This is a genomic window from Klebsiella sp. RHBSTW-00484, assembly GCF_013705725.1.
GTDB lineage: Bacteria > Pseudomonadota > Gammaproteobacteria > Enterobacterales > Enterobacteriaceae > Klebsiella.
On record NZ_CP055481.1, the window covers coordinates 2336889 to 2358719 of the forward strand.

General features: G+C 49.9%; 20 protein-coding genes and 2 tRNA genes. 8 read left to right on the top strand and 14 right to left on the bottom strand.

The features are described from left to right. Positions 1–9: 9 nt before the first annotated feature. Together HV213_RS11085 and HV213_RS11090 are read right to left on the bottom strand one after the other, a co-directional pair. A complete protein-coding gene (locus HV213_RS11085) occupies positions 10–861 on the bottom strand; it encodes an aldo/keto reductase (protein ID WP_181485733.1) in 852 nt (283 codons plus the stop codon). A 278-nt stretch (positions 862–1139) separates the two neighbouring features. Further along, positions 1140–1547, bottom strand: coding sequence for a cupin domain-containing protein (locus HV213_RS11090; protein ID WP_181485734.1), 408 nt, complete (start codon positions 1545–1547; stop codon positions 1140–1142). Between the two features lie 128 nt (positions 1548–1675). Here HV213_RS11090 and HV213_RS11095 point away from each other — a divergent pair, with 128 nt between their 5' ends. After that, positions 1676–2578, top strand: a complete 903-nt coding sequence (locus HV213_RS11095) for a LysR family transcriptional regulator (protein WP_181486387.1) — start codon at positions 1676–1678, stop codon at positions 2576–2578. Here HV213_RS11095 and HV213_RS11100 read toward each other — a convergent pair whose 3' ends face one another. From HV213_RS11100 to HV213_RS11120, 5 genes are all read right to left on the bottom strand, one after another. Next, entirely contained in the window at positions 2579–3337 is a 759-nt protein-coding gene (locus HV213_RS11100) for a carboxymuconolactone decarboxylase family protein (protein WP_181485735.1), read from the bottom strand. Further along, entirely contained in the window at positions 3315–3794 is a 480-nt protein-coding gene (locus HV213_RS11105) for a (R)-mandelonitrile lyase (protein WP_181485736.1), read from the bottom strand. The genes HV213_RS11100 and HV213_RS11105 overlap by 23 nt, the downstream gene beginning before the upstream one ends. Positions 3795–3863: 69 nt before the next feature. Then, positions 3864–5273: a heavy metal sensor histidine kinase gene (locus HV213_RS11110; protein WP_181485737.1), complete on the bottom strand. Its 1410-nt coding sequence runs from the start codon at positions 5271–5273 to the stop codon at positions 3864–3866. Further along, entirely contained in the window at positions 5266–5967 is a 702-nt protein-coding gene (locus HV213_RS11115; protein WP_181485738.1) for a heavy metal response regulator transcription factor, read from the bottom strand. Before HV213_RS11115 ends, HV213_RS11110 begins: the two co-directional genes overlap by 8 nt. Positions 5968–5980: 13 nt before the next feature. Continuing rightward, complete coding sequence (locus HV213_RS11120; RefSeq protein WP_228288603.1) at positions 5981–7165, bottom strand: aldo/keto reductase; 1185 nt, start codon at positions 7163–7165, stop codon at positions 5981–5983. Positions 7166–7393: 228 nt separating this feature from the next. Between HV213_RS11120 and HV213_RS11125 the strand changes: the two genes are divergently transcribed. Then, positions 7394–8443: an alpha/beta hydrolase gene (locus HV213_RS11125; protein WP_181485739.1), complete on the top strand. Its 1050-nt coding sequence runs from the start codon at positions 7394–7396 to the stop codon at positions 8441–8443. A 467-nt stretch (positions 8444–8910) separates the two neighbouring features. Here HV213_RS11125 and HV213_RS11130 read toward each other — a convergent pair whose 3' ends face one another. The 3 genes from HV213_RS11130 to HV213_RS11140 all read right to left on the bottom strand — a co-directional run bounded on the left by HV213_RS11130 (position 8911) and on the right by HV213_RS11140 (position 13178). Next, complete coding sequence (locus tag HV213_RS11130) at positions 8911–10521, bottom strand: bifunctional metallophosphatase/5'-nucleotidase (protein WP_181485740.1); 1611 nt, start codon at positions 10519–10521, stop codon at positions 8911–8913. Between the two features lie 22 nt (positions 10522–10543). Then, positions 10544–11425: a nucleoside-specific channel-forming protein Tsx gene (locus tag HV213_RS11135; RefSeq protein WP_181485741.1), complete on the bottom strand. Its 882-nt coding sequence runs from the start codon at positions 11423–11425 to the stop codon at positions 10544–10546. 238 nt (positions 11426–11663) lie between these two features. Further along, positions 11664–13178 (bottom strand): bifunctional metallophosphatase/5'-nucleotidase, encoded by a 1515-nt coding sequence (locus HV213_RS11140; protein ID WP_228288624.1) that lies wholly within the window; start codon positions 13176–13178, stop codon positions 11664–11666. Positions 13179–13358: 180 nt separating this feature from the next. On the opposite strand from HV213_RS11140, the gene HV213_RS11145 reads away from it, so the two are divergent. Beyond that, positions 13359–14525 carry a cytoplasmic protein gene (locus HV213_RS11145; protein ID WP_181486389.1) on the top strand — a complete coding sequence of 389 codons (1167 nt, stop codon included), beginning with the start codon at positions 13359–13361 and terminating at the stop codon, positions 14523–14525. 353 nt (positions 14526–14878) lie between these two features. Here the strand turns inward: HV213_RS11145 and HV213_RS11150 are convergent. Then, a tRNA-Asn gene (locus HV213_RS11150) sits at positions 14879–14954 on the bottom strand. 100 nt (positions 14955–15054) lie between these two features. Continuing rightward, positions 15055–15855, bottom strand: a complete 801-nt coding sequence (mtfA, locus tag HV213_RS11155) for a DgsA anti-repressor MtfA (RefSeq protein WP_181485743.1) — start codon at positions 15853–15855, stop codon at positions 15055–15057. A gap of 90 nt (positions 15856–15945) precedes the next feature. On the opposite strand from mtfA, the gene HV213_RS11160 reads away from it, so the two are divergent. After that, positions 15946–16035 (top strand) — tRNA-Ser (locus HV213_RS11160). Positions 16036–16263: 228 nt separating this feature from the next. Here HV213_RS11160 and HV213_RS11165 read toward each other — a convergent pair. Further along, positions 16264–17319 (bottom strand): porin, encoded by a 1056-nt coding sequence (locus HV213_RS11165; RefSeq protein WP_181485744.1) that lies wholly within the window; start codon positions 17317–17319, stop codon positions 16264–16266. A gap of 640 nt (positions 17320–17959) precedes the next feature. Between HV213_RS11165 and drpB the strand changes: the two genes are divergently transcribed. The 4 genes from drpB to HV213_RS11185 are packed head-to-tail and all read left to right on the top strand — an operon-like array spanning position 17960 to position 20945. Then, positions 17960–18241: a cell division protein DrpB gene (drpB, locus tag HV213_RS11170; protein ID WP_181486390.1), complete on the top strand. Its 282-nt coding sequence runs from the start codon at positions 17960–17962 to the stop codon at positions 18239–18241. 42 nt (positions 18242–18283) lie between these two features. Then, positions 18284–18979: a phosphohydrolase gene (locus HV213_RS11175; protein WP_181485745.1), complete on the top strand. Its 696-nt coding sequence runs from the start codon at positions 18284–18286 to the stop codon at positions 18977–18979. Between the two features lie 57 nt (positions 18980–19036). Beyond that, positions 19037–20470 carry a DNA cytosine methyltransferase gene (locus tag HV213_RS11180; RefSeq protein WP_181485746.1) on the top strand — a complete coding sequence of 478 codons (1434 nt, stop codon included), beginning with the start codon at positions 19037–19039 and terminating at the stop codon, positions 20468–20470. Then, positions 20451–20945 (top strand): very short patch repair endonuclease, encoded by a 495-nt coding sequence (locus HV213_RS11185; protein WP_181485747.1) that lies wholly within the window; start codon positions 20451–20453, stop codon positions 20943–20945. The genes HV213_RS11180 and HV213_RS11185 overlap by 20 nt, the downstream gene beginning before the upstream one ends. Here the strand turns inward: HV213_RS11185 and yedA are convergent. Then, on the bottom strand, positions 20920–21831 hold the full coding sequence (gene yedA, locus HV213_RS11190; protein WP_181485748.1) for a drug/metabolite exporter YedA: 912 nt from the start codon (positions 21829–21831) through the stop codon (positions 20920–20922). The genes HV213_RS11185 and yedA overlap by 26 nt on opposite strands.

The following is a 21831-nucleotide window of genomic DNA, read 5'->3' on the forward strand; positions in this document are numbered from 1 at the left end:
GGTTTCTGATTAAACGTCCAGCTTACGACCGGCAAGCCATTCCACTCGGGCGGGGTCGCGATGCGAGAAAAAGGCGCTGGTGGCGGTGTCGATGGCGGTAATGTGCAGCATTTCGTCGGCGCTCAGCTCGAAGTCCAGCACGTTAATATTTTCGGCCATACGCTCTTTACGCACGGTTTTCGCCAGCGAGACGATGCCGCGCTGGAAGATCCAGCGCAGAACCACCTGACCGACGCTTTTGCCATATTTTTCGCCAATGGCGGTTAACTCCGGATGCTGGAACAGGCCGTTTTTACCTTCGGCAAAAGGTGCCCACGCTTCAGGCTGAATGCCGCGAGTCAGCATCCACGGCACGGCGTGGAGCTGCTGATTAAACGGGTTCACCTCAATTTGGTTGACAGCAGGCACCACTTTATTGAAGGCGATCAGGTCGGCAAGGCGGTCCGGGTGGAAGTTGCTCACGCCAATGGCGCGAATTTTCCCCGCCTGGTGCAGTTCTTCCATAGCGCGCCATGCGCCGTGGACGTCGCCATAAGGCTGGTGAATCAAATAGAGATCGACGTAATCCAACTGCAGGCGATTTATCGAACGCTCAAACTGTGCTTTGGCGCCTTCATAGCTGGCGTCCTGCATCCATAGTTTGGTGGTGACGAAAAGCTCGTCGCGCGCAATGCCGCTCTGCTTGAGCGCGTTGCCGACCTGAGTTTCGTTCAGGTAGGAGGCGGCGGTATCAATCAGGCGGTAGCCCGTTTCAATCGCCTCGACAACGGCGCGCTCGCACTCTGCGGCATCCGTCATCTGAAAGACGCCAAAGCCCAGCAGGGGCATTTCAATACCGTTGTTCAGTGTTACCGTTTGCATGAGGTTATCCTTCAGCTATTGAATGAGGAAAGCATAGCGCAGAGTGATTTATTCGATTAGAGGGGCTAATTTTCTAGGGTTAATTAGCAGGGTTCATTAATGGGTAGGGCGAACCCTGCTGTTGCGAAACTTAGAGCCTATCCCAGTAGGCGTTATTGGCGCAGACAGTTTGAACACGGACAGCGCGGAAAAACCGGAGCGTACACGTAGTACGTGAGGATTTTGAGCACCGCCCAGGTTCAAAATGGCAAGCAAAATAGCCCTAATGAGATAGGCTCTTAAGGCAACTGACGGTACTCTTCGTCAGCAACCGGCTCCAGCCATTCGTTGGATGCACCTTCAGCGGGAACCGCCACGGCGAGGTGGGCAAACCAGCTATCGGCGGCCGCGCCGTGCCAGTGTTTGACGCCCGCAGGAATATTCACCACATCCCCGGCGGTCAGCTCACGCGCCGGTTGGTTCCACTCCTGATACCAGCCGCGTCCGCCGGTCACCAGCAGGATTTGTCCGCCCTTATGGTGAATATGCCAGTGGTTACGACAACCTGGCTCAAAGACCACGTTACCGATATTGACCCCTTCCGTGGAGAGCATGCTCAGGTAGCTGGTGCCCTGAAAATATTGCGCATAGGCTTCGTTTTTCTCCCCTTTAGGGAAGATACCGTTACCGTCAAATTGTTCGTTCATGTTGTCTCCGCGTTTTAATTTAAGCGTCCCGATGTTGTCCATCGGGATCCACTGTGTAAAGTGTAGTGAAAGCCTGATTAAATGATAAGATGCTCAAATATGAATATACTGGTGCAAAAAATTCACCAATTATGAGCAAAGAAAAATTAAACGATTTACAGGCTTTTGTGACGGTGGCCCAGGAGCGTAGTTTTACCCGAGCGGCGGCGGTATTGGGCATCTCGCGTTCGGCGCTGAGCCATACGCTGCTGGGGCTGGAAGAGCGTCTGGGGGTGCGGTTATTAATCCGTACCACGCGTAGCGTCTCGCCAACCGATGCCGGAAACCGCTTGCTGGGCGTGCTCGCACCGCGCCTGGATGAGATTGAGACGGAATTGATCTCGCTGCGTGCTTCACGTGATAAGCCTGCCGGAACGGTGCGTATTACCGCCAACGATCATGCCATCGTCACCGTACTCTGGCCCCGACTTCAGCCTTTATTAAATGAACACCCCGATATCAACATTGAATTCAGCGTCGGCTATGAACTGACCGATATTGCGGCCCAACGCTTTGATGCCGGGGTGCGGATGGGCGATCAGGTGGACAAAGACATGATTGCGGTGCGCATTACCCCCGATGTGCCGATGGCGGTGGTTGCAGCGCCCGGTTATCTTTCCGGCAGGGCGGCGGTAACATGCCCTGAAGATCTGATGGCGCATAACTGCATTAATCTGCGGTTGCCCACCCACGGCGCGCTGTATGCCTGGGAGTTTGAAAAGGGCAGTCAAAAAATTAACGTTCGGGTCGATGGGCAAACCGTTTTTAACAATACCTTTTTGATGATTCAGGCGGCGCTGGACGGGGCAGGTATCGCCTATGTGCCCCGCGATTTAGTGGCGAAAGATATCGCCACTAAATCGCTGATACCCTTGCTTGCCGACTGGTGCCCGCATTTTCCGGGGTACTATCTTTATTACCCTGGTCGCCAGCATCTCCCGGCGGCGTTTACGCTGGTGGTTGACGCTTTGCGCTGGCACCGACGGGCTTGATCAGCTGGACAACGCCTGCTGTAGCGCATGGTCAGCACGCATAGCTGCTTCGCTTTCGCCATTTTCTCGTAGCACCTGCGCCAACTGGCGTAGCTGCTCGGCAGTGAGTCCAACCCGCAGACTGGCCCGCGTGTGCGACAGCAGCTGCGATTCCACGCCCGGCGTGGCGGCGAGCGCGCCAACCGTTGCCAGCTCTCGGCTTTGCCAGTCGAGGTTGTCGCGGGCAAAAATATCGCCAAATAGATGCGTTTGCAGGAACTGATTAATCACCGGGGCAAATTCAAAAAGCGGCCCCTGTACCGGTGCGCCTGAGATTTTGGTCTGGTTTGCGGTACCCACGGCGCGCAGCTCCGCGCCGACGGGAATCGGGTTGGCTGGCTCTTTTCCTTCGATGTCATTGATGCCGCGTTGTTTACGCGTTTCAACCACCTTCATCAATGCATTCAATCCGTTAAGGCTGCGAGGGAAGCCGGTGTAGGCATAGAGCTGGACGAGGATTTCTTTGGTTTCGTTAATCGTGAGCCCGGCATCCAGACCCTGATTTAGCGCTGCGTTCAGCTTGTCCATCTGGCTGCTGGCCATTGATGCGGCGATCAGAGGGATCGCCTGCTGGCGAGCAGATAGCGTAGTGGAGGCGGTTTGTTGGTTCTCCATCGTAGAGGCTCCTTGCGTCGTCGGGGCCGCATTTGCCGAAAGGTTACAACCAAAAATCAGCAATGCCGCTGCCGTCAGCGTTTTAATGCGCGTGGTATTGTTCATCCGTCACTTTCTCCATCCATTCAATGTTTTTACCCGCGACCGTACCCGTTACGGCCAGATGCGTCATCGCGCTGCCGGGCGCGGCCCCATGCCAGTGCTTAACCCCTGGCGGGCATACCACGACATCGCCGGGGCGGATGGTTTGCACGGGGTGTCCTTCCTCCTGAGTCAGGCCGACGCCGGAGGTCACCACAAGCCTCTGACCGGCAGGATGGGTGTGCCAGGCAGAACGCGCGCCGGGTTCAAAGGTAACGTATGCGCCGGAGGCGCTGATGTCTTTGTCAGCGCTGAATAACGGGTCGACCCGCACGCGTCCGGTAAAGTTTTCAGCGGGGCCTGCCATCGCGCTTTGACTCCCGGCGGGCGTAATCTGCACCGAGGCGTTTTGCCCCTCGGCCAATGAAGAGAAAGCGACAAACGGCAGTAACAGCGCGAGATAACCTAATTTTCCAATCATGCAGGGCGTCCTTTTATGTCAATGAAGGGGGTACTGCGTTGCGATAATTCTAATGGGCGTTCCATGTCGTCAGGCTGACGGTTGGCTGACATTGTTGTCAGTTGGCGGTGCGAGGGCGAAGGTGAGGCCAAAGGTATTGTGGCCCTCTTCGCTGCGCGCAAAAACCTCGCCCCGGTGCATAATGGCCACGGCATGAACGATTGAGAGCCCCAGTCCGTGATGGGTATCGCTCTTGGCGCGAGAAGCATCAACGCGATAAAAACGTTCAAAAAGGCGATGTAAATGGGCAGAGGCGATCGGCTCGCCGGGGTTCGATACCGCGACACAAGCCTGATTTTGACTTTCGCTTAAGCGAACGATAATCGTACTGCATGGTGGCGCGTGCCTTGCGCTGTTTTCCAGCAGATTAGCCAGTGAACGGTGGAACAACCGCCGGTCGATATGGGCGGAGACATCGCCTTCGATCTCCAGCGTGAGCTGTTTTTCAGCGAAGGAGGGTTCCACGTATTCTGCCGTTTTTAGCGTCTCTTCACGTAGCGAGACGCGGCTTAACTGCGCGGCATGAACACCGGCGTGGGCATGTGACAGGAACAGCATGTCGTTAACGATTGACGTCATCCGCTCAAGTTCTTCGAGGTTTGAACCCAGCAGTTCTTCAAGTTCATCATGCGAGCGTCGGCGTGATAGTCCGAGCTGTGTTTGACCAATCAGGTTGGTGAGTGGGGTACGTAGCTCGTGGGCCACGTCGGCGTTAAAGCTTTCAAGTTGCCGCCAGGCAATTTCCTGACGTTCCAGCACACCATTAAATGACCGTGCCAGCTGCTGCAACTCCTCAGGCAGCGCGGTGCTATCGAGCCGTTGACCATGATCGCCCGGTGCCAGATGCTGCGCCTGCTGGCTTAGGGCGCTAACCGGGCGCAGGCCAATTCTGGCGACCATGTATCCCAGCAGCGCGACAATAACCACGCCCAGTGCGGTAATAATCAGCAGCGTGCGCGTGAATGCCTCCAGCGTGCCCATATAGGGTGTGGAATCGATAGCGACCACATAGCGTAGCGCCGGTCTTTCACCGTTGGCGGGGATCGTTTTGACCAGCAGAAAAAGCGAACATGCGCCTTGCGAAGCGCCGGGCATTTTATTGAAACCCTCCGTCAGCGAAGACCACTGAACCCCGAAGGGGGGCGCTCCGCCCACGTTAAAATGAGGGTTATCGCTGACTATCCAGTAGCGAACCCGCTCGCCTTCAGAGTTGGCCAGAACGGTAAATTTACTGGCAAGCGTAGACCAGCCGTCGGCGGAGGTGCGCGATACGATCCACGGGCTCATTAATGATTCGCGAAACAGTAGCTCGTTATGCATCTGTTTTTGCAGTGAGTCATGCAGCGAGCTTCGCAGCAAAATGCCGATGGTCGAGACGATCAGTAGGGCGGACAACGCGAACATCAACGCCAGATGTACCGAGATGGCGCGCTTAAACATGTTTTTCCATCACTTCTTCAGGCCTGACTTCAAGAACGTAGCCCATGCCGCGCACGGTATGCAGCAGCTTGATCCCGAACGGCGCATCAACTTTGGCACGCAGGCGTTTGATGGCGACTTCCACGACGTTCGCGTCGCTGTCGAAATTCATATCCCAGACCTGCTCGGCGATCATCATTTTGGACAGGATCTCTCCCTGGTGACGGGCCAGCAGGCTGAGCAGGGAAAACTCTTTGGCGGTCAGCTCAAGGCGCGTTCCGGCGCGCAATACCCGGCGAGCCAGCAGATCCAGGTGCAGATCGTGTATTTGCAACTGCGTAATATCTGCGCCGTCGGCTGAGCGGCGACGCACTAGCGCCTGAATGCGCGCCACCAGTTCAATTAGGGAAAAGGGTTTGGGCAGATAATCATCGGCACCCAGGCGCAGGCCTTTAACTCGCTCATCGACGGACCCCCGGGCGGATAACATGAGTACTGGGGTTTGTTTACTGGTGCGAAGGTTTTCCAGTACCCGGTAACCGTCCATGCCCGGCAGCATGACATCAAGGATTATCGCGTCGTAGTCGAACTCCTGCGCGTAGTGCAGGCCTTCGGCTCCATCAGCAGAGACATCGACCGTGAACCCCGATTCGCCCAGCGCGCGCGTCAGGTAGCTTGATGTTTTTTCTTCGTCTTCCACTAACAGCAGGCGCATAGCAATCCTGTCCTTATCCGTTTTTTAAGGGGGCTTCGACATCGGAATAAACTTGCACCGCATCGGGTAGCCTTTGGCCTCTGATGGTTATGGCATCCAGTGAACGGGTGAGCTCGGTCATTTCAGCGTTTGTCAGCTTGATGGCTGCTGCGGCAGTGTTTTGCAGCATATGGTCGCGGTTGGTGGTGCCGGGAATGGGTACAATCCAGGGTTTGCGTGCCAGCAGCCACGCCAGCGCAATTTGGCCCGGCGCGGCATTTTTTCTTTGCGCCCAGCTTTTTAGTAACTCGACGAGCTGGAGATTGTGCGCCAGATTATCCGGAGCAAAACGAGATTCCGTGGCGCGGAAATCGCCGGGAGCAAATCGGGTATTGGCATCTATCCAGCCAGTTAAAAACTGCACGCCCAGCGGGCTCCACGGCACGAAACCAATCCCTAACTCTTCGCATACCGACAGCGCGCTTTTTTCCGGGCCGCGCCAGAGCATCGAATATTCGCTTTGGACTGCGGTTACCGGTAATGCCGCGTGGGCGCGTCTTAGCGTATTAACGCCCATTTCCGATAATCCCCAGTGCAGCACCTTTCCTTGATCCATTAGGTCTTTTACGGCGCCGGCGACGTCCTCAATCGGGATCTGTGGATCGACCCGATGTTGATACAGCAGGTCGATGCGATCGGTTTGCAGGCGTTTAAGCATGTTTTCGACTACTTGTTTGATATGTTCCGGGCGACTGTTTAGGCCAGGAAGGCGCTTGCCGGTCTGCTGATCGATGTTCCAGCCAAACTTGGTGGCAATAACAATTTTGTCGCGAAAAGGGGCTACACCTTCGCCGAGGATTTTTTCAACTTCAAACGGGCCGTAGGCTTCCGCCGCATCAAATAGCGTGATGCCGCGATCGAAGGCCTGGCGAATGATATTCACCATCTCCGGACGCCAGGGCACGGAAGTGTCGTATTTACGGCTCATGTTCTGTACGCCCAGACCGATAGCGGACACTTCGAGGTTGCCCAGTTTGCGTTTATCCGGTGCGGCAGAATGCAGGTTGCTTTGACCTCCGGCGCTGGCGGTTTTTTCTGTCGCGTAAACGTGAGAGACCAGCGAGGCTGCAGCGACCCCGGCCCCCGCAATCAGCAATTTACGCCGTGCTGGCATAGAAGGGACGTCTGCGTCGTCGGTGAATTGTTGTTTATTGCTCATGAAAGGCTCCTGTTCTCGGTAGTTTGGCCTGCGCTTATTCTGACTCCCGTTTGCCAACATAAAGCTGACCGTTTCCTGACAGCGTTGTCAGAAACCTGTGCAAGGATATTTCTGACAAAATTGTTATTCATTCGTCATGATGCTGACAGTTCTCTCTTCCTAATCTGAATACGTTATTTGCCATCACCAGCCTGGTGAATTCAGGCCATTATTTATTCGGGAGAGATCATGAAAATTACGCTTTTAAATACCGTTTTACTGACGGCCATGATGAGTATTTCATCGGTGCATGCCGCTGATTACAAACAAAATCCTTTTACTCTGGTGTATGACGGAGCGATAACTGAAAATGTCAAAGGCAAGGTCAATATCCACCCGGTAAAATATGATCTGCACGGCATCCAGATTGCCGCCAATGTATACACCCCGGCCAATTACGATCCGGCTAAAAAATATCCGGCGGTGGTTGTTGCCCATCCTAATGGTGGCGTGAAAGAGCAGGTTGCCGGGTTATATGCTCAGCGCCTGGCGGAGCATGGATATATTACAATTACCGCCGATGCGGCTTATCAGGGAGCCAGCGGCGGTATGCCGCGCAGCGTGGATAAACCAGCTAATCGCATTGAGGATATTCACGGCATGGCTGACTATCTCAGCCAGTATCCCGGCGTTGATACCGCGCGTATTGGCCTGCTGGGCATCTGCGGCGGTGGCGGCTATTCGCTAAAAGCGGCGCAGACCGATAAACGTTTTAAAGCGCTGGCGACGCTCAGCATGTTTGACTCCGGGCTGGTGCGCCGCAATGGTTATCAGGATTCACAGATTTCCACTATCCAGGAACGTCTGAAGCAGGCAACCGACGCGCGTACCAAAGAAGTCACCACGGGTGAGGTCAGCTATTCCGGTGATGCTAACCTGACCGATGAACAAATCGCCAAACTCCCATTTGATCTATATCGCCAGGGCTACGAGTACTACTGGAAAACCCATGCTCATCCGAACTCAACCTTCCGCTATACCACCAGCAGCCTGCTCGATTTAATGCGCTTTGATGCGCAAAGCAATATGGACCTTATCAACCAGCCGCTGCTGATGATGGCCGGTACCAAAGCAGATTCGCTGTATATGACCGAAAGCGCGTTTAAAAAGGCCACCGGTACCGCAAATAAAGAGCTGTTCCTTATCGACGGAGCGACGCATATCGAGACCTACTGGGTGCCGCGTTATGTCGACCAGGCCATGAGCAAGCTCGATAACTTCTTCGATAGCAATATTTAAGTCGTAAGGCCAGCTTCATCAGGAGGTTGGCCGTTTGTCTGCATTCAGAGTAACGGAGTTGGCGGCTAAGATAATTACGTTCAATAAATAGGCGCTATGAGCATAATTCATTAAACGGGGTTTCGCGGTTTGCATTCAGAATGCGAGCAGTGGGGGAGGGCGTCTGGTTCAATCAGAGAAATGTTTGACGAAGGGGCTGGATAGGGATGTTGTTATGTATTTGATAATATTGAAAAATGATGCCGTCTATACCCTAAATAATTCGAGTTGCAGGACAAAACGGTTAACCGTTTTGAACAGCGCTTGCGCTGGCCCCGTAAGGGGCGAGGCCGCAGGCCGAGTAACGCGGCAAGTGAGCGAATCCCCAGGAGCTTACTCAGGTAAGTGACTGGGGTGAACGAACGCGGCCAACGCACATGCAGCTTGAAGTATGACGGGTATATAGAATAAACGGCATCATCGTTTTATTACTTGCTGACTTTTACCCGCATTTCATTAACTTGCGCAGGGACAATTTTGTGCCCTGACTTCAGATAATCAATCACGACATCAGACATATTATCCCCGGCACGGACTTGTATATTTTTCCCTTCTTTAAATGCCAGAAAACCATCGCCTCCTAAAGCAAGGAACGTCGTGGTTGCGACATGGTAACTCTCCGTATCCACAATCGCTTTGCCGTTGATTGTGAAAGACACCATGCGCTGCCCGACTGGTTTCTGCGGCATATAACGCATTTCAGCACCCTTTGACATTTGTAATATGCCATTAGTGAGTGCTGCCCCATGTTCCATCAGATTACGCAGATCCTTGCCGCTGAGATCCATCTCTGTAAGCTCATTCTTGAAGGGGAATGTACTGGTAATGTCGCCAAAGGTAATAGGGCCCGCGTTGAGATCGGCCCGTAAGCTACCGGAATTAATCAGCGCGATCTGCGCATTTGGCGCGGCGACAAGCATTGCATCTGTAAACAGGTTGCCAAGTTGTGATGACTCGCCATAGGCGCGGGTTAACGTAACAGGTGATTCACCGACTGGCTGGCGCACGAGATCCGCGAGTTTTTGATTCCAGCCATCGATGACTTTCTGCGTTATTGGATCAGGTGTCCATTCATCGGCATAAAGTGTTTTCAGCTCGAAGCTTTTCACTTCATGAGTACGGGTTGCAGGTTCAACATTGAGTACTAATTTACCCACATCGATACCGCCACTGTCAGTAGAAAGGATTAACGTACTCCCCACCTTGATAGGTTCTGGTGTTCCTGTGTGAGCGTGCCCGGTGATGAGAATATCAAGTCCTTTGACCTGACTTGCGGTCTGAATATCTTTATCTAGTGCACGCCTGACATCTGTATTACCAATACTGGACTGACGTGCCGGAACGCCTTCGTGAACGAGCGCGACGGTGACGTCAACCTTGTCCCGCAATTCATCCAGATAGTGCTGCAGATATTTCACTTCATCGCGAGCCTCAATCCCCTGATTCTTGAGGGCTTCGGCTGATTTATCAAAGCGGTTGTTTTTATCATTATCCAGCCCCTGGAGCGAGAGCTCTGAAATCGTGTCATTAAACGCAAATACACCGTGTAGCCCAATAACACCAATTTTTACGCCATCCTTTTCCAGGATGGTATACGGTTTGTTCCAGAAAGATATCTCGCTATCCTTGTGGAACACATTTCCCAATAAAACGGGGAAGTTCGCCTGACTTAGCTGGCGTAAGAGATTATCCCAGCCATGATCAAATTCATGATTACCAATGGATACTGCATCAAAGGGCATAGTATTCATAATGTCAATTATTGCCTGACCCTTTGTCAGGCTGCTGATATATGGCCCGGTGAAATAGTCGCCGGCGTCAAAATAAAAGGTGGCCTTGTTTTTTTCTTTTTCCTGCTTTACTAATGTCGTTATATTAGCAAATCCGCCAATTGCGCGCTTTCCGTCTGCGACATACGGGAGTTTGTATGCATCAACATGAGCATGGAGATCATTGGTATAAATAATGGTGACATCTTTGGCGCAAGCCAAAAATGGCAACGTCAACAGAATACCTGCTGCAATCATTTTTATCTTCATAGTCAATTCCTTTTAGTCATATTTAAAAAGTGTAACCAACAGTTAAATAGTAGGCCCATCCCGTCGAGTCAATACGGGTGATCTGCCCTTTGCTGTTAAATGCTTTACTACCCTCTTCAAATTGCCCACCATGATAGAAATAACGAAGGGTCGCGCCATAGCTCCAGTGAGGATAAACTAAGCTGAGTACATTGGTGGCAACTATAGAGCTATTTGTACGGGAGTAAAATTGTTGTTCACCACCTGATTTTTCTTTTAAATCTGAACCGAAATCAAAATTAGTAAAGCCGACGTAATTTAACTTTCCACCAAAAAGAGTAGTAATGGGAATAAAATATTTTAATTTAAAACGATATCCATCCCATTCATTTTCGTTGGCAGCATTATAATTATTTCCTTGGTATTTAGCATAGATGTTTGCAGATAAAGTCATCGGTAACCCTGTGTCAATATCCGTCCCTAGTCCCATATACCAGGTACTCTGACGTTGTCCCTCGTTAGTTCCAGCATCATAGATATAGTTGTGGGCAAAATACCATTCTTTAAAGGGACCAAAGCTCAGATCGACACCCGTTAATTTGTCGATGCTAAAACGTGGTTCTATTTCTGTGAAAAATGGAGAGCCATTATCCCAAATGCCGATATCGTTATCATTTCCTAAACCAAAAAATTTTGGTAAATCTGCATAGCCATAAAAATCAAACCAATCCACATGTGCCCATGCACGATACTCTGGATATAGATCTGATCTTTTTTGTGGCCCAAAGCGAGTAGAATTGCTGCCTACTATATTAACGCTTTGATGCCACCAGTCTGATAGATACTCATCATTTCCAGAGTCTGCAAACGTTACGATAGGTAATAATATAAGTGTTCCCGATAAAAAATATTTTATTTTTTCCATGCGTATAATTCCATTTATTGAGGTTTGTTGAAAAAGATAATCTCTGTAATAAAAAGCCACACATTACTGCCTATATAAGGTGATTATTTTATTTTTAATGCTTCGCTAAGATATGATTGAAGGGGGACCACTCAATCATACCTGAGCTCGTTGAAAAACGAGTCTTATTGGAAAATTAGCTTCAACTGTATTTGTGTATTTAAAATACAAGTCTTTATTCCATCACTCCATATTGAATCTATTTAGCGGCACTTACATCAGTCACTCTCATTTCAAGATCGGGTTTTAATGGACTATGAGCCTTGATATAATCAATAATTGACTCTGCAGAGGTGGTACTTTTGATAGTTTTGACATTCATTCCTTTCAGGAACGCCTCAAATCCATCGCCACCAGTCGCACAAAATGAGTGTGTAACAACCCGATATGTTTTGGTTGGATCTACAGGTTGATTATTAATTGTGAATTTAATGATTCGCTCACCCAGAGGTTTTTTACTGTCATATTCAACATGAACGCTTTTTGATACTTGCAAAACCCCATTGGTGAGATTAGTTGCGTGAATCATTAAATCGGTAAGATCCTTTCCGGTAAGGTCCATTTCAACCAGTTCGTTATTAAACGGGAAGGTAGTAATTACATCACCATATTTTAAATGTCCTTGTGGAAAATCAGCACGCATTCCACCACTGTTCTGTAACCCCACTACCGCGTCTGGCACTTTAGCTATCATGGCGTCGATAATTAAATTACCAACAGGTGATGATTCACCATAAGCACGAGTGAATGGTGCCGTTGTTGATCCAATAACCTGGTCGGTGATACTTTTTAGCTTAGTATTCCACTCATCAATCTTGGCCTGAACTTTTGGATCTGGATTATATTCATCAGAAAATACAGTGATTAACTTATTGTTATAACTATCAATTTTTTTAGTCTGAGGGTTAAAATCCAATACTAATTTACCAATATCGGTACCATACGCATCCGTGGAAACAACGAGCGTGTCATTGACTTTAATTGGCTCAGGCGTACCGACATGAGCATGTCCTGTGATTAGAACATCAATACCCTTAAATTTCTTTGCGGTATCGATATCGGCTTGCAACATTCTGGCTACGTCTTTGTTCCCATAACTTGATTGACGCGCTGGTGTACCTTCATGGATAAGCAGCACGATGATATCAACTTTGCCTTTTAACGCATCAAGCCCTTTTTGAATATAAGGCACTTCATCACGAGCTTCTGAGCCAGCATATGCCTTTGCCGCAATAGTGTCATAAAACGCAAATTTTTGATGTACTCCAATTACGCCAATTTTTAGGCCATCTTTTTCGACAATCGTCCAGGGATTATTCCAAACGGGTTTATCACTGTTGGTATAAAAAACATTACCCAGCAATACGGGGAAGTTCGCTTTTGATAACTGCTTAACCATATTATCAACACCATGGTCAAATTCGTGGTTACCCACAGATACCGCATCAAAAGGCATTGTATTCATTATATCAATGATAGCTTCACCCTTGGTGAGGGTGCTTATATAGGGACCGGTAAAGTAATCTCCCGCATCAAAGAAAAAGACATCTTTACTTTTTTTCTTCGCATCATTAACGATGGTCGCTATGTTAGCAAAACCACCTACCAGACGTTCTTTGTCGACGGCTGGGATTTTACCTGGTGAGACATGAGCATGTAAATCATTGGTATAATAAATAGTCACATCCCTGGCATTAACGGGTGTAACTAACATTGCGGACAGACAAAATGTAATTAAACTAAGTTTTGTTTTTATTTTCATAATCAGTTCCTTTCAGTCATATAAAGATTCGTTACTTTACGTTCTGAAATGGTTTTTTATGCGTGTCTGCTCACACAATTAAGCAAGAGTTATGAGGCAAAATCAACGATCCATTGAAATCGTTGGTGACTTATATTGACTCTATTTACGATTAATACCTGCAAATCGTTTGGTTGCCGCAATTTAGGGCTGCCAATATCGGCATCTGCAGATTACAGTTGGCCAGACTACAGATTGGGGTATCCAGCATTGCACTGCCGGGCATGTGGGAGTTATCCCCCTTTATTTGATGAGCAACAATTTAATGAATGGCTGTCTGTTCACTTAACCGCATATGCCTCCGAAAGGGGTCTTTTTTGTCCTGTATGTTATGGCAAAGAAACTATTTGTTATGGCCATAACCCACAGGGAACACAGCGCATTCAGTGTCGCGCCTGCAAAAAAGTCTGGACACCCAAACAGCAGTTACACAGAGAAATAGCACAACCAGAACGGATTGAATCGGTTCCTCTGATTGTGCCGTTCCTGGGGAGAAGTGCAGAACAGAAACTGTATGTTCTACTCAGTTTCGATGCCGTCCGCGGTAATATTCTTCATCTCTCCACTAATTTTACTCAGCATCACATTGGGGAAACCTTACGTTATCACTGGAGGGGAAATATGGAGCCTGATTTGCATCATAGTGATATCGTAAAACGCGTTGATATGCGCGAGACACAGTTTCTACGTCGGAGCCAGTTCGATGAAATTCAGTATGGAAGCGCGGTTCTTAAACGTAACGCCAGAGGTGCGATTGTGCGTCCAGTTATCGCGGCTCACGGGCATTTTCGAGTACTAAATCTCCTTTTCCCTAAGGTAAAAACGCATGTTATTTCACATGAATGCTTTCTTCGAGGAGCCGTCATTACTGTTTGGGCAGACCTGTTTCGCCAACAACAAGGCGAGCTTTGGTTTATAGAAGAGGATATAAATGACAGTGATATTAATATCCCCTGGAATTTTCAGGGAATAACACAGCATGGCTGGTGGCAAAGTCAGTGGCAGCTTTGGGGGCAGGGAAAAAACCGTAAGATGGTTTGCCCATTAACAGGCGGTGATAGTAGTAACGCTAAAATGCTCTCTTTAACGGCCAGCAGGCACTTTATCCACTGGCTGTACAAACAAACGGCTTTTACCCACAGTACTCAGTTATCTGCAGGGCGCATAACGCAAATACTGCTTTCCCTGGCACAGGACTACAACTGTAAGCTTACAGCGGCTTCTGGCGAATTATATCCGGCTGAATTTCCTCTGCTATGAAGTCATGACCTATGCCCATTCCATTGATCGCCAGCGGCTTTCATATAGTACAAGGTGTTGTCATATGGCAACTGGGCTGATAGCAGATACTTCCTGCATATCGCTTCTATCGCAATACGTAGCTTGTTGTTGGTATCAAATAGACAGTGCGAATCAGGCAGTTTAATGGGTTTAGATATGGATTTTAAGTTGCGGATTTTTTGAATCATTAAGGGATATCGGGGGGCACTACTATATCGAACTAATCTCACCAGCGCGGAGAAAAACAGGATACGCATCGGAAAGGATTTTTACGCTAACCTGTTGAATCAAAAATAGATAAAGACTCACAGGGAAGCATAAGAATCGAAATTTGGCTCCTCTGACTGGACTCGAACCAGTGACATACGGATTAACAGTCCGCCGTTCTACCGACTGAACTACAGAGGAATCGTGTGAACGAAGCGAATACTACTGGCCTCGTATTTTTGTGTCAACACTAAATTTAACTTGCTGATTCAAATGGCTAAATTTAATGCAAACCGTTGTTTTAGTGTACTGCTGGGTTATCACCTTCATTCTGTGGGCTATTTTCACGTAATCTCTCCAGCGGATCCTGGCGATAGAAGTGGCAGAAACGTTGCCAAAGTGCAGGAAAACGCGGGGCAAAGAGCTCAGGGGCACTGAAGAAATATTCAGAGAGCACGGCAAAACATTCGGCAGGATCGGTAGCGGCATAGGCATCAACGCTCGCGGCACTTTCGCCGACCAGATCGATCTCATCCTGAATATTGTTCATTGCTGCGCGAAGATCGTGTTCCCAACCTGCGACTTCGCGGAGAGGAATGAACGGCACACCGCTTGCGCGATCGCCATTGCGGGTATCCAGCTTATGCGCAACTTCGTGGACGATAAGGTTAAAACCGGAGGCGTCGAAGGAGTCCTGGATGTCGAGCCAGTTAAGAACAATGGGGCCTTGCTGCCAGCTTTGACCGGATTGCACGATTCGTTGGTTATGCACCAGGCCGATATCATCTTCCCATTCATCATCGACGACAAACGGGGCAGGGTAGATGAGCACTTCGTGGAAGCCGTCTAACCATTCGATCCCAAGTTCGAGAACCGGCAGGCAAAACAGTACTGCGATACGGGCGCTATGAAGGGGGGTAAGCTCAAGTCCTTGTAACGCAACGAGACGCTTCTGCTGTAAAAAACGGTTTGCCATTTGTGCAAGTTGCCGCTGCTCCTGCTTGGAGAGATTGGCTAAAACTGGAATGGCAAGCGCCTGTTCCCAGGGGATTTCTGCGTTGCCAGACTCTTCATCTACTTTCCAGGGCCATTTAAACATCATATTGCTCGCAAAGTCGTCACTTGAACTGAATTAAAGAGACAGGAACTATTAAAATGCCAAAGAACCTGGCATTATAGCAACCTCAACAGCGGAGAGATGCCAGAGCGGCTGAATGGACCGGTCTCGAAAACCGGAGTAGGGGCAACTCTACCGGGGGTTCAAATCCCCCTCTCTCCGCCACTATTCAAACACTTACGTAACTTCCTTTCAACGACTCTCGTCACAAATGGTATCGTGCCTTTACTGGCTGGCAATCATCATCTTCCTGGTTTATTTCGTTAGCAAGAACATTATAAACGTACCTCGTCACGTTCTATACCCATGCGCTGAGATAGCGATGAGCAGGATAGCCCTGCAGGCAAAAACAAAAAAGCCCGCGCGAGGCGGGCTTGAGATTAATTGAGAATCTTAGAACTGGTAGGTGATACCTACAGCGAACTGGTCATCAGTAGACGCGCCAGTAATGCTTGCATCTTCATCATCCATCAGGTTGAATTTGTATGCAGTGTAAACGTTGAAGTTTTTGTTGAAGTAGTACCAGGTACCCAGTTCAACGTAGTTCATGATATCTGCATCACGCTTACCGTTCAGGTCTTTGCCTTTCGCATAGACATAGCCCAGAGACGGACGCAGACCGAAGTCGAACTGATACTGAACAACGGCTTCGATGTTCTGAGTCTTATCAGCAAATCCGCCTTTTTCCATCCAGCTCATGTTATGAGATTCACCATACATAACAGATGCGTAAACATTGTTTGCATCATATTTGGCAGCCAAATCCCAAACTTCTGCGGTTTCACCTTTGCGGTCTGCAGCTTGTTCGTCAGTACGATCGGAATTGCTATAAGCACCCACTAAACCGAAACCGTCGATGTTATAGTTAACGGAGAAGCCAAAACCGTCGCCATTAGCTTTTTTCGGGTCGGTGTCGTTGTTTTTACCCTGATACTGCAGGGCAAAGTTCAGGCCATCAACCATGCCGAAGAAGTCGTTGTTGCGGTAGGTTGCTACGCCGTTGGTACGACCGGTCATGAAGTTGTCGGTGTAGACCAGGCCGTCGCCGCCCCACTCAACCAGCATATCGGTGTAACCCGCTGCGTCGTAAACAACGCCGTAGTTACGACCGTAGTCGAATGAACCGTACTCAGCGAATTTCAGACCTGCAAACGCCAGACGGGTGTCATCAGCCTGCTGGCCTTCTGGTTTGTCCGCTTTGATGTTGTATTCAAACTGGCCGTAACCGGTCAGTTCGCTGCTGATCTGGGTTTCGCCTTTAACACCGAAACGTGCATAGGAGGTATCGTCAGAGTTGTTGTTGTCGCCATCGTGGGTCATGACGTGTTCGCCAACCATTTTGCCGTAGAAATCCAGTTTGTTGCCGTTCTTATTATAGATTTCTGCTGCGTTAGCGGCACCAGCGACTAATAAAGCTGGAACCAGAATTGCCAGTACTTTTCTTTTCATTATATATATTCCCTTTTAATCATAATTAATATGAATGTTGTCATTCCCTCCGGGGAGACTATTTGATACTAGCGATTAAGTTCATTTTTCTTTAAACGAAAGATGTAAGTAAATTATATCTAATATTACAAAATGTTTCTTAGTGATTCTTTATATTTAAAATCTATTGATTTGTTTTAATTTATTTCTTGTGTGTATGCATTTCAATATCATGGGCTTATGTGTTTTTGTAAGTAATTTGTGTTTTTGATGAAATTTACAGTTTGAATGTTTTTGTGATTTATATTTTTGTGAGTAATATCCACGAGTGAATTCGTTTTTTGCATGCGCCATTTCAAAAGGATGGGATGATGAGACTTTACGGGGAATAAACTTAGGGCATTAATATTGTTTAGGTGGGATCAGCAGAAAGTGCAGGAAATTCTCACCTGCTTTCATCAATTTGCATTATTTAAAATAAGATAGAATTCATTGAAAATATATGGCGACTGGCAGTAGGCCGAATTGAGCGAGACCCTAGCTCAAAGAGGATAGAGAGATCTGCTGTCTGGAAAGCATTTTTATTATATAATGTGATGAATGTCACTATTTTTGACTACCGTCGGCGGTATCTGTTGTTGAGTAAATGGAGAGTAAGCTAATGGAAGATAAAGCGAAACGGAGTCCTGGAGGTAAACTTGCGCTGTGGGCATTTTATGTCTTTTGCGGTTACTTCCTCTGGGCGATGGCGCGCTACTGGTGGGTTGTTGGGCAGATCCAGAGCATGCCTGGTGTGACGATTGACGGCGAGTTAGGTTCAACGGCAGGTAAATGGATCGGTGCGCTGCTGGGTTTTTTGGTGTTGGGTATCGTTGGCGTCGTTCTCGGTGCGATCGCCTGGTACACGCGACCTGATCCACAGATGTATGAACATCACGATTAAAGTTGCTATGCTCGTTTCTGGCCTTATCACAAAGGAACGCGCATGGAACTTGTTGACTGGCAGCAGCGGTTTGAATCCTGGTTAATCGGACATCACTCGCAAGAGGATTCTGCTCACGATATTTCACACTTTCGCCGGGTTTGGGCAACGGCTCAGCAGTTGGCCAAAGATACTGATGTTGATCGGCTGGTGATCCTGACCGCCTGCTATTTTCATGACATCATCAGCCTGGCGAAAAATCATCCTGAGCGAAGTCGCTCCTCGGCGATGGCGGCGGAAAAAACGCTGGCCATCCTGCAGTCATCTTTTCCTGACTTCCCGGCAGACCGCTATCCGGCGGTCTTGCATGCTATAGAAGCGCACAGTTTTAGCGCTGCAATTCCCCCGCAGAGTGAAGAAGCAAAGATTGTCCAGGATGCCGATCGACTCGAAGCATTGGGGGCGATTGGCCTGGCGCGCGTTTTTGCCGTGTCCGGCGCGCTCAACAATATTTTGTTTGATGCCGACGATCCCTTTGCCGACAGACGCGAATTAAATGACAAGAAGTACGCGCTGGATCATTTCCAGTGCAAGTTGTTGCGCTTACCTGAAACCATGCAAACCGAAAAGGGCAGAGCAATGGCGGTGCACAATGCGCGTTTTCTGGTGCAGTTTATGGCTAAGTTAAGTGCGGAGCTTTGCGGAGACCCTCTGGCCCTTGATGAGGCGGTTTTACAGCGCTTTGATCCACTGGCATAAAACGGCTTGCGCTATTATATGGTAACCTCTGCAAAAATAGTCGGGCTGGTTGAGGTTATGTCGCAAAATTTATCCAAGGAAAGTCCCCCATCTTTGAAGGCCGAGCATAACGGAGAGGATGCCCAGGCGTTGTTGCGTCAGATGATGGCGATATACGATGTAAAAACGCTGGTGGCACAGTTAATCTCTGTTGGTGAGCAGCACTGGAGCCCGGCCATCCTGAAGCGCGTAGCGACGGTGCCTCACGCAGCAAATCGTTTAAACGCACAAGAGAGAGCCCATCTGTTGACGCTCCTGCCGCAGCCGCCAGCGCATCATCCGCACTATGGATTCCGCTTTGTCGATCTGTTTGCCGGTATCGGCGGTATTCGTAATGGTTTCGAGGCGATTGGCGGGCAATGCGTTTTCACCAGCGAGTGGAATAAGCATGCGGTGCGTACCTATAAAGCCAACTGGTACTGCGACCCTGAGCAGCATAGTTTTAATGAGGATATTCGCGATATTACCCTAAGCCATCGTCAGGATGTGCGCGATGAGGAAGCGGCGCAGCATATTCGCGAGGCTATCCCGCAGCATGATGTTCTGCTGGCTGGTTTTCCTTGCCAGCCTTTTTCTTTGGCTGGTGTATCAAAGAAGAATGCTCTTGGCCGGGCGCATGGTTTTGCCTGCGAAACGCAAGGGACGCTGTTTTTTGACGTTGTCAGGATTATTGCCGCCAGGCAACCCGCTATTTTTGTGCTGGAAAACGTCAAAAACCTGAAGAGTCATGACAAAGGGCGGACGTTCCGTATCATTATGCAGACGCTGGACGAGCTGGGCTATGAAGTCGCCGATGCCGATCATACCGGAGCGGACGATCCGAAGGTCATCGACGGACGCCATTTTTTACCTCAGCACCGCGAGCGTATTGTGCTGGTTGGCTTCCGTCGAGATTTGCAACTGCATGAAGGGTTTACCCTACGTGACATCTCCACGCTCTATCCGGCTAAGCGCCTGACATTTGGCGAGCTGCTGGAACCCGCGGTGGATGCTAAATTTATTCTCACCCAGGTACTGTGGAAGTATCTCTATCGCTATGCGCGTAAGCACCAGGAGCGGGGTAACGGCTTTGGTTACGGGTTAGTTGACCCTATGAATCCGCACAGCGTGGCGCGTACGTTATCTGCCCGTTATTACAAAGATGGTGCGGAGATCCTCATCGATCGCGGCTGGGATCGTCCTTTGGGTGAAAAGCATTTTGATGACCCTGAAAACCAGCTTCGTCGTCCACGCAGGCTGACGCCCCGCGAGTGCGCGCGTCTGATGGGGTTTGAATCGCCGCAGGGGTACCATTTTCGCATTCCGGTATCGGATACCCAGGCCTATCGCCAGTTTGGCAATTCAGTAGTAGTGCCGGTGTTTGCTGCGGTGGCAAAGCTTCTGGAACCGCGGATAGCGAAGGCGGTGGCCTGGCGCGAGCGCGAGGATAACCATGGCCGATGTCCACGATAAAGCCACCCGCAGTAAGAATATGCGCGCTATCGGCACGCGCGATACCGCGATTGAAAAACGGCTGGCGGGGCTGCTGGCGAGCGCCGGGTTTTCCTTTACCGTCCAGGATGCCGCGCTGCCGGGGCGTCCGGATTTTGTGGTGACCGACTATCGATGCGTTATCTTTACCCACGGTTGCTTCTGGCATCATCATGACTGCTATCTGTTTAAAGTCCCCGCGACGCGCACCGAGTTCTGGCTGGATAAGATTGGCAAGAACGTGGCGCGCGATGGCCGTGATATCGGGCTGCTGGCAGAGCAGGGATGGCGGGTGCTGGTGGTTTGGGAGTGCGCGCTACGTGGGCGGAAGAAATTAAGCGACGAAGCGCTTGGTGAGCGTCTGGAAGAGTGGATCTGCGGCGGTGGCGACAGCGCGCAGATCGACACTCAAGGTATTGGCCTGCTGGAGATTACTTCTGTGCCTTACAGGACGTAACTTCGCTGCGCGCAGGGAATAGGTATTTCCCGAGCGTCACCAGCACCACCGCAAAGATAATCACCCCGAGCGCCAGCCACTCGACCGGCGATAGGCTCTCCCCGGCGAAGCTGGTGCCGAGCAGTACGGCGACTACTGGGTTAACGTAGGCATAACTGGTTGCAACGGCTGGCGTCACGTTACGAATCAGAAACATATAGGCATTAATGGCAATAAGAGAGCCAAATATAGCCAGGTAGGCGACGGCCAATATGCCGGACCAGGATGGCATTTGGGTTAATTTTTCGCCAGTCAGTACGGAGGCAACCATCAGAACAATTCCTGCCGCCAGCATCTCAATAGCACCCGCCATCATCCCCGTCGGCAGCTCGACTCGCGAACCGTAGACGGAACCAAAGGCCCAGCTCATCGAGCCGATAAGAATCAGCAGCGCACCCCATGGGTTGCCGTTAAGGTTGCCACCGCTGTTGAGCAGCACAATCCCCGCGAGGCCAATGGCGATACCTAACCACTCCAGCTTGCGAGTCGTAATACCAAAAAAGCGGCTAAAACACAGCGTGAATAGCGGTACCGTCGCGACCATCACCGCTGCAATCCCGGATGGTACGTGCTGGTGCTCGGCGAGGGTGACAAAACCGTTACCGACGGCCAGCAGTAAAATACCAATCAGCGCTGCGTTGAGCAGCGGTTTTCGCGCAGGAAGCTTATGCCCGGTTGCCAGCAGCCATGCGGTCAGCACCGCACCTGCGGAAAGAAAGCGCACACCAGCCATCATCAGCGGAGGCCAACTGGCCACGCCAATAGCAATGGCAAAATAGGTGGAACCCCAAATGATATACAGCGCAAACAACGCCCCGATGAGCGGTAACAGCTGACGAGTAGACAT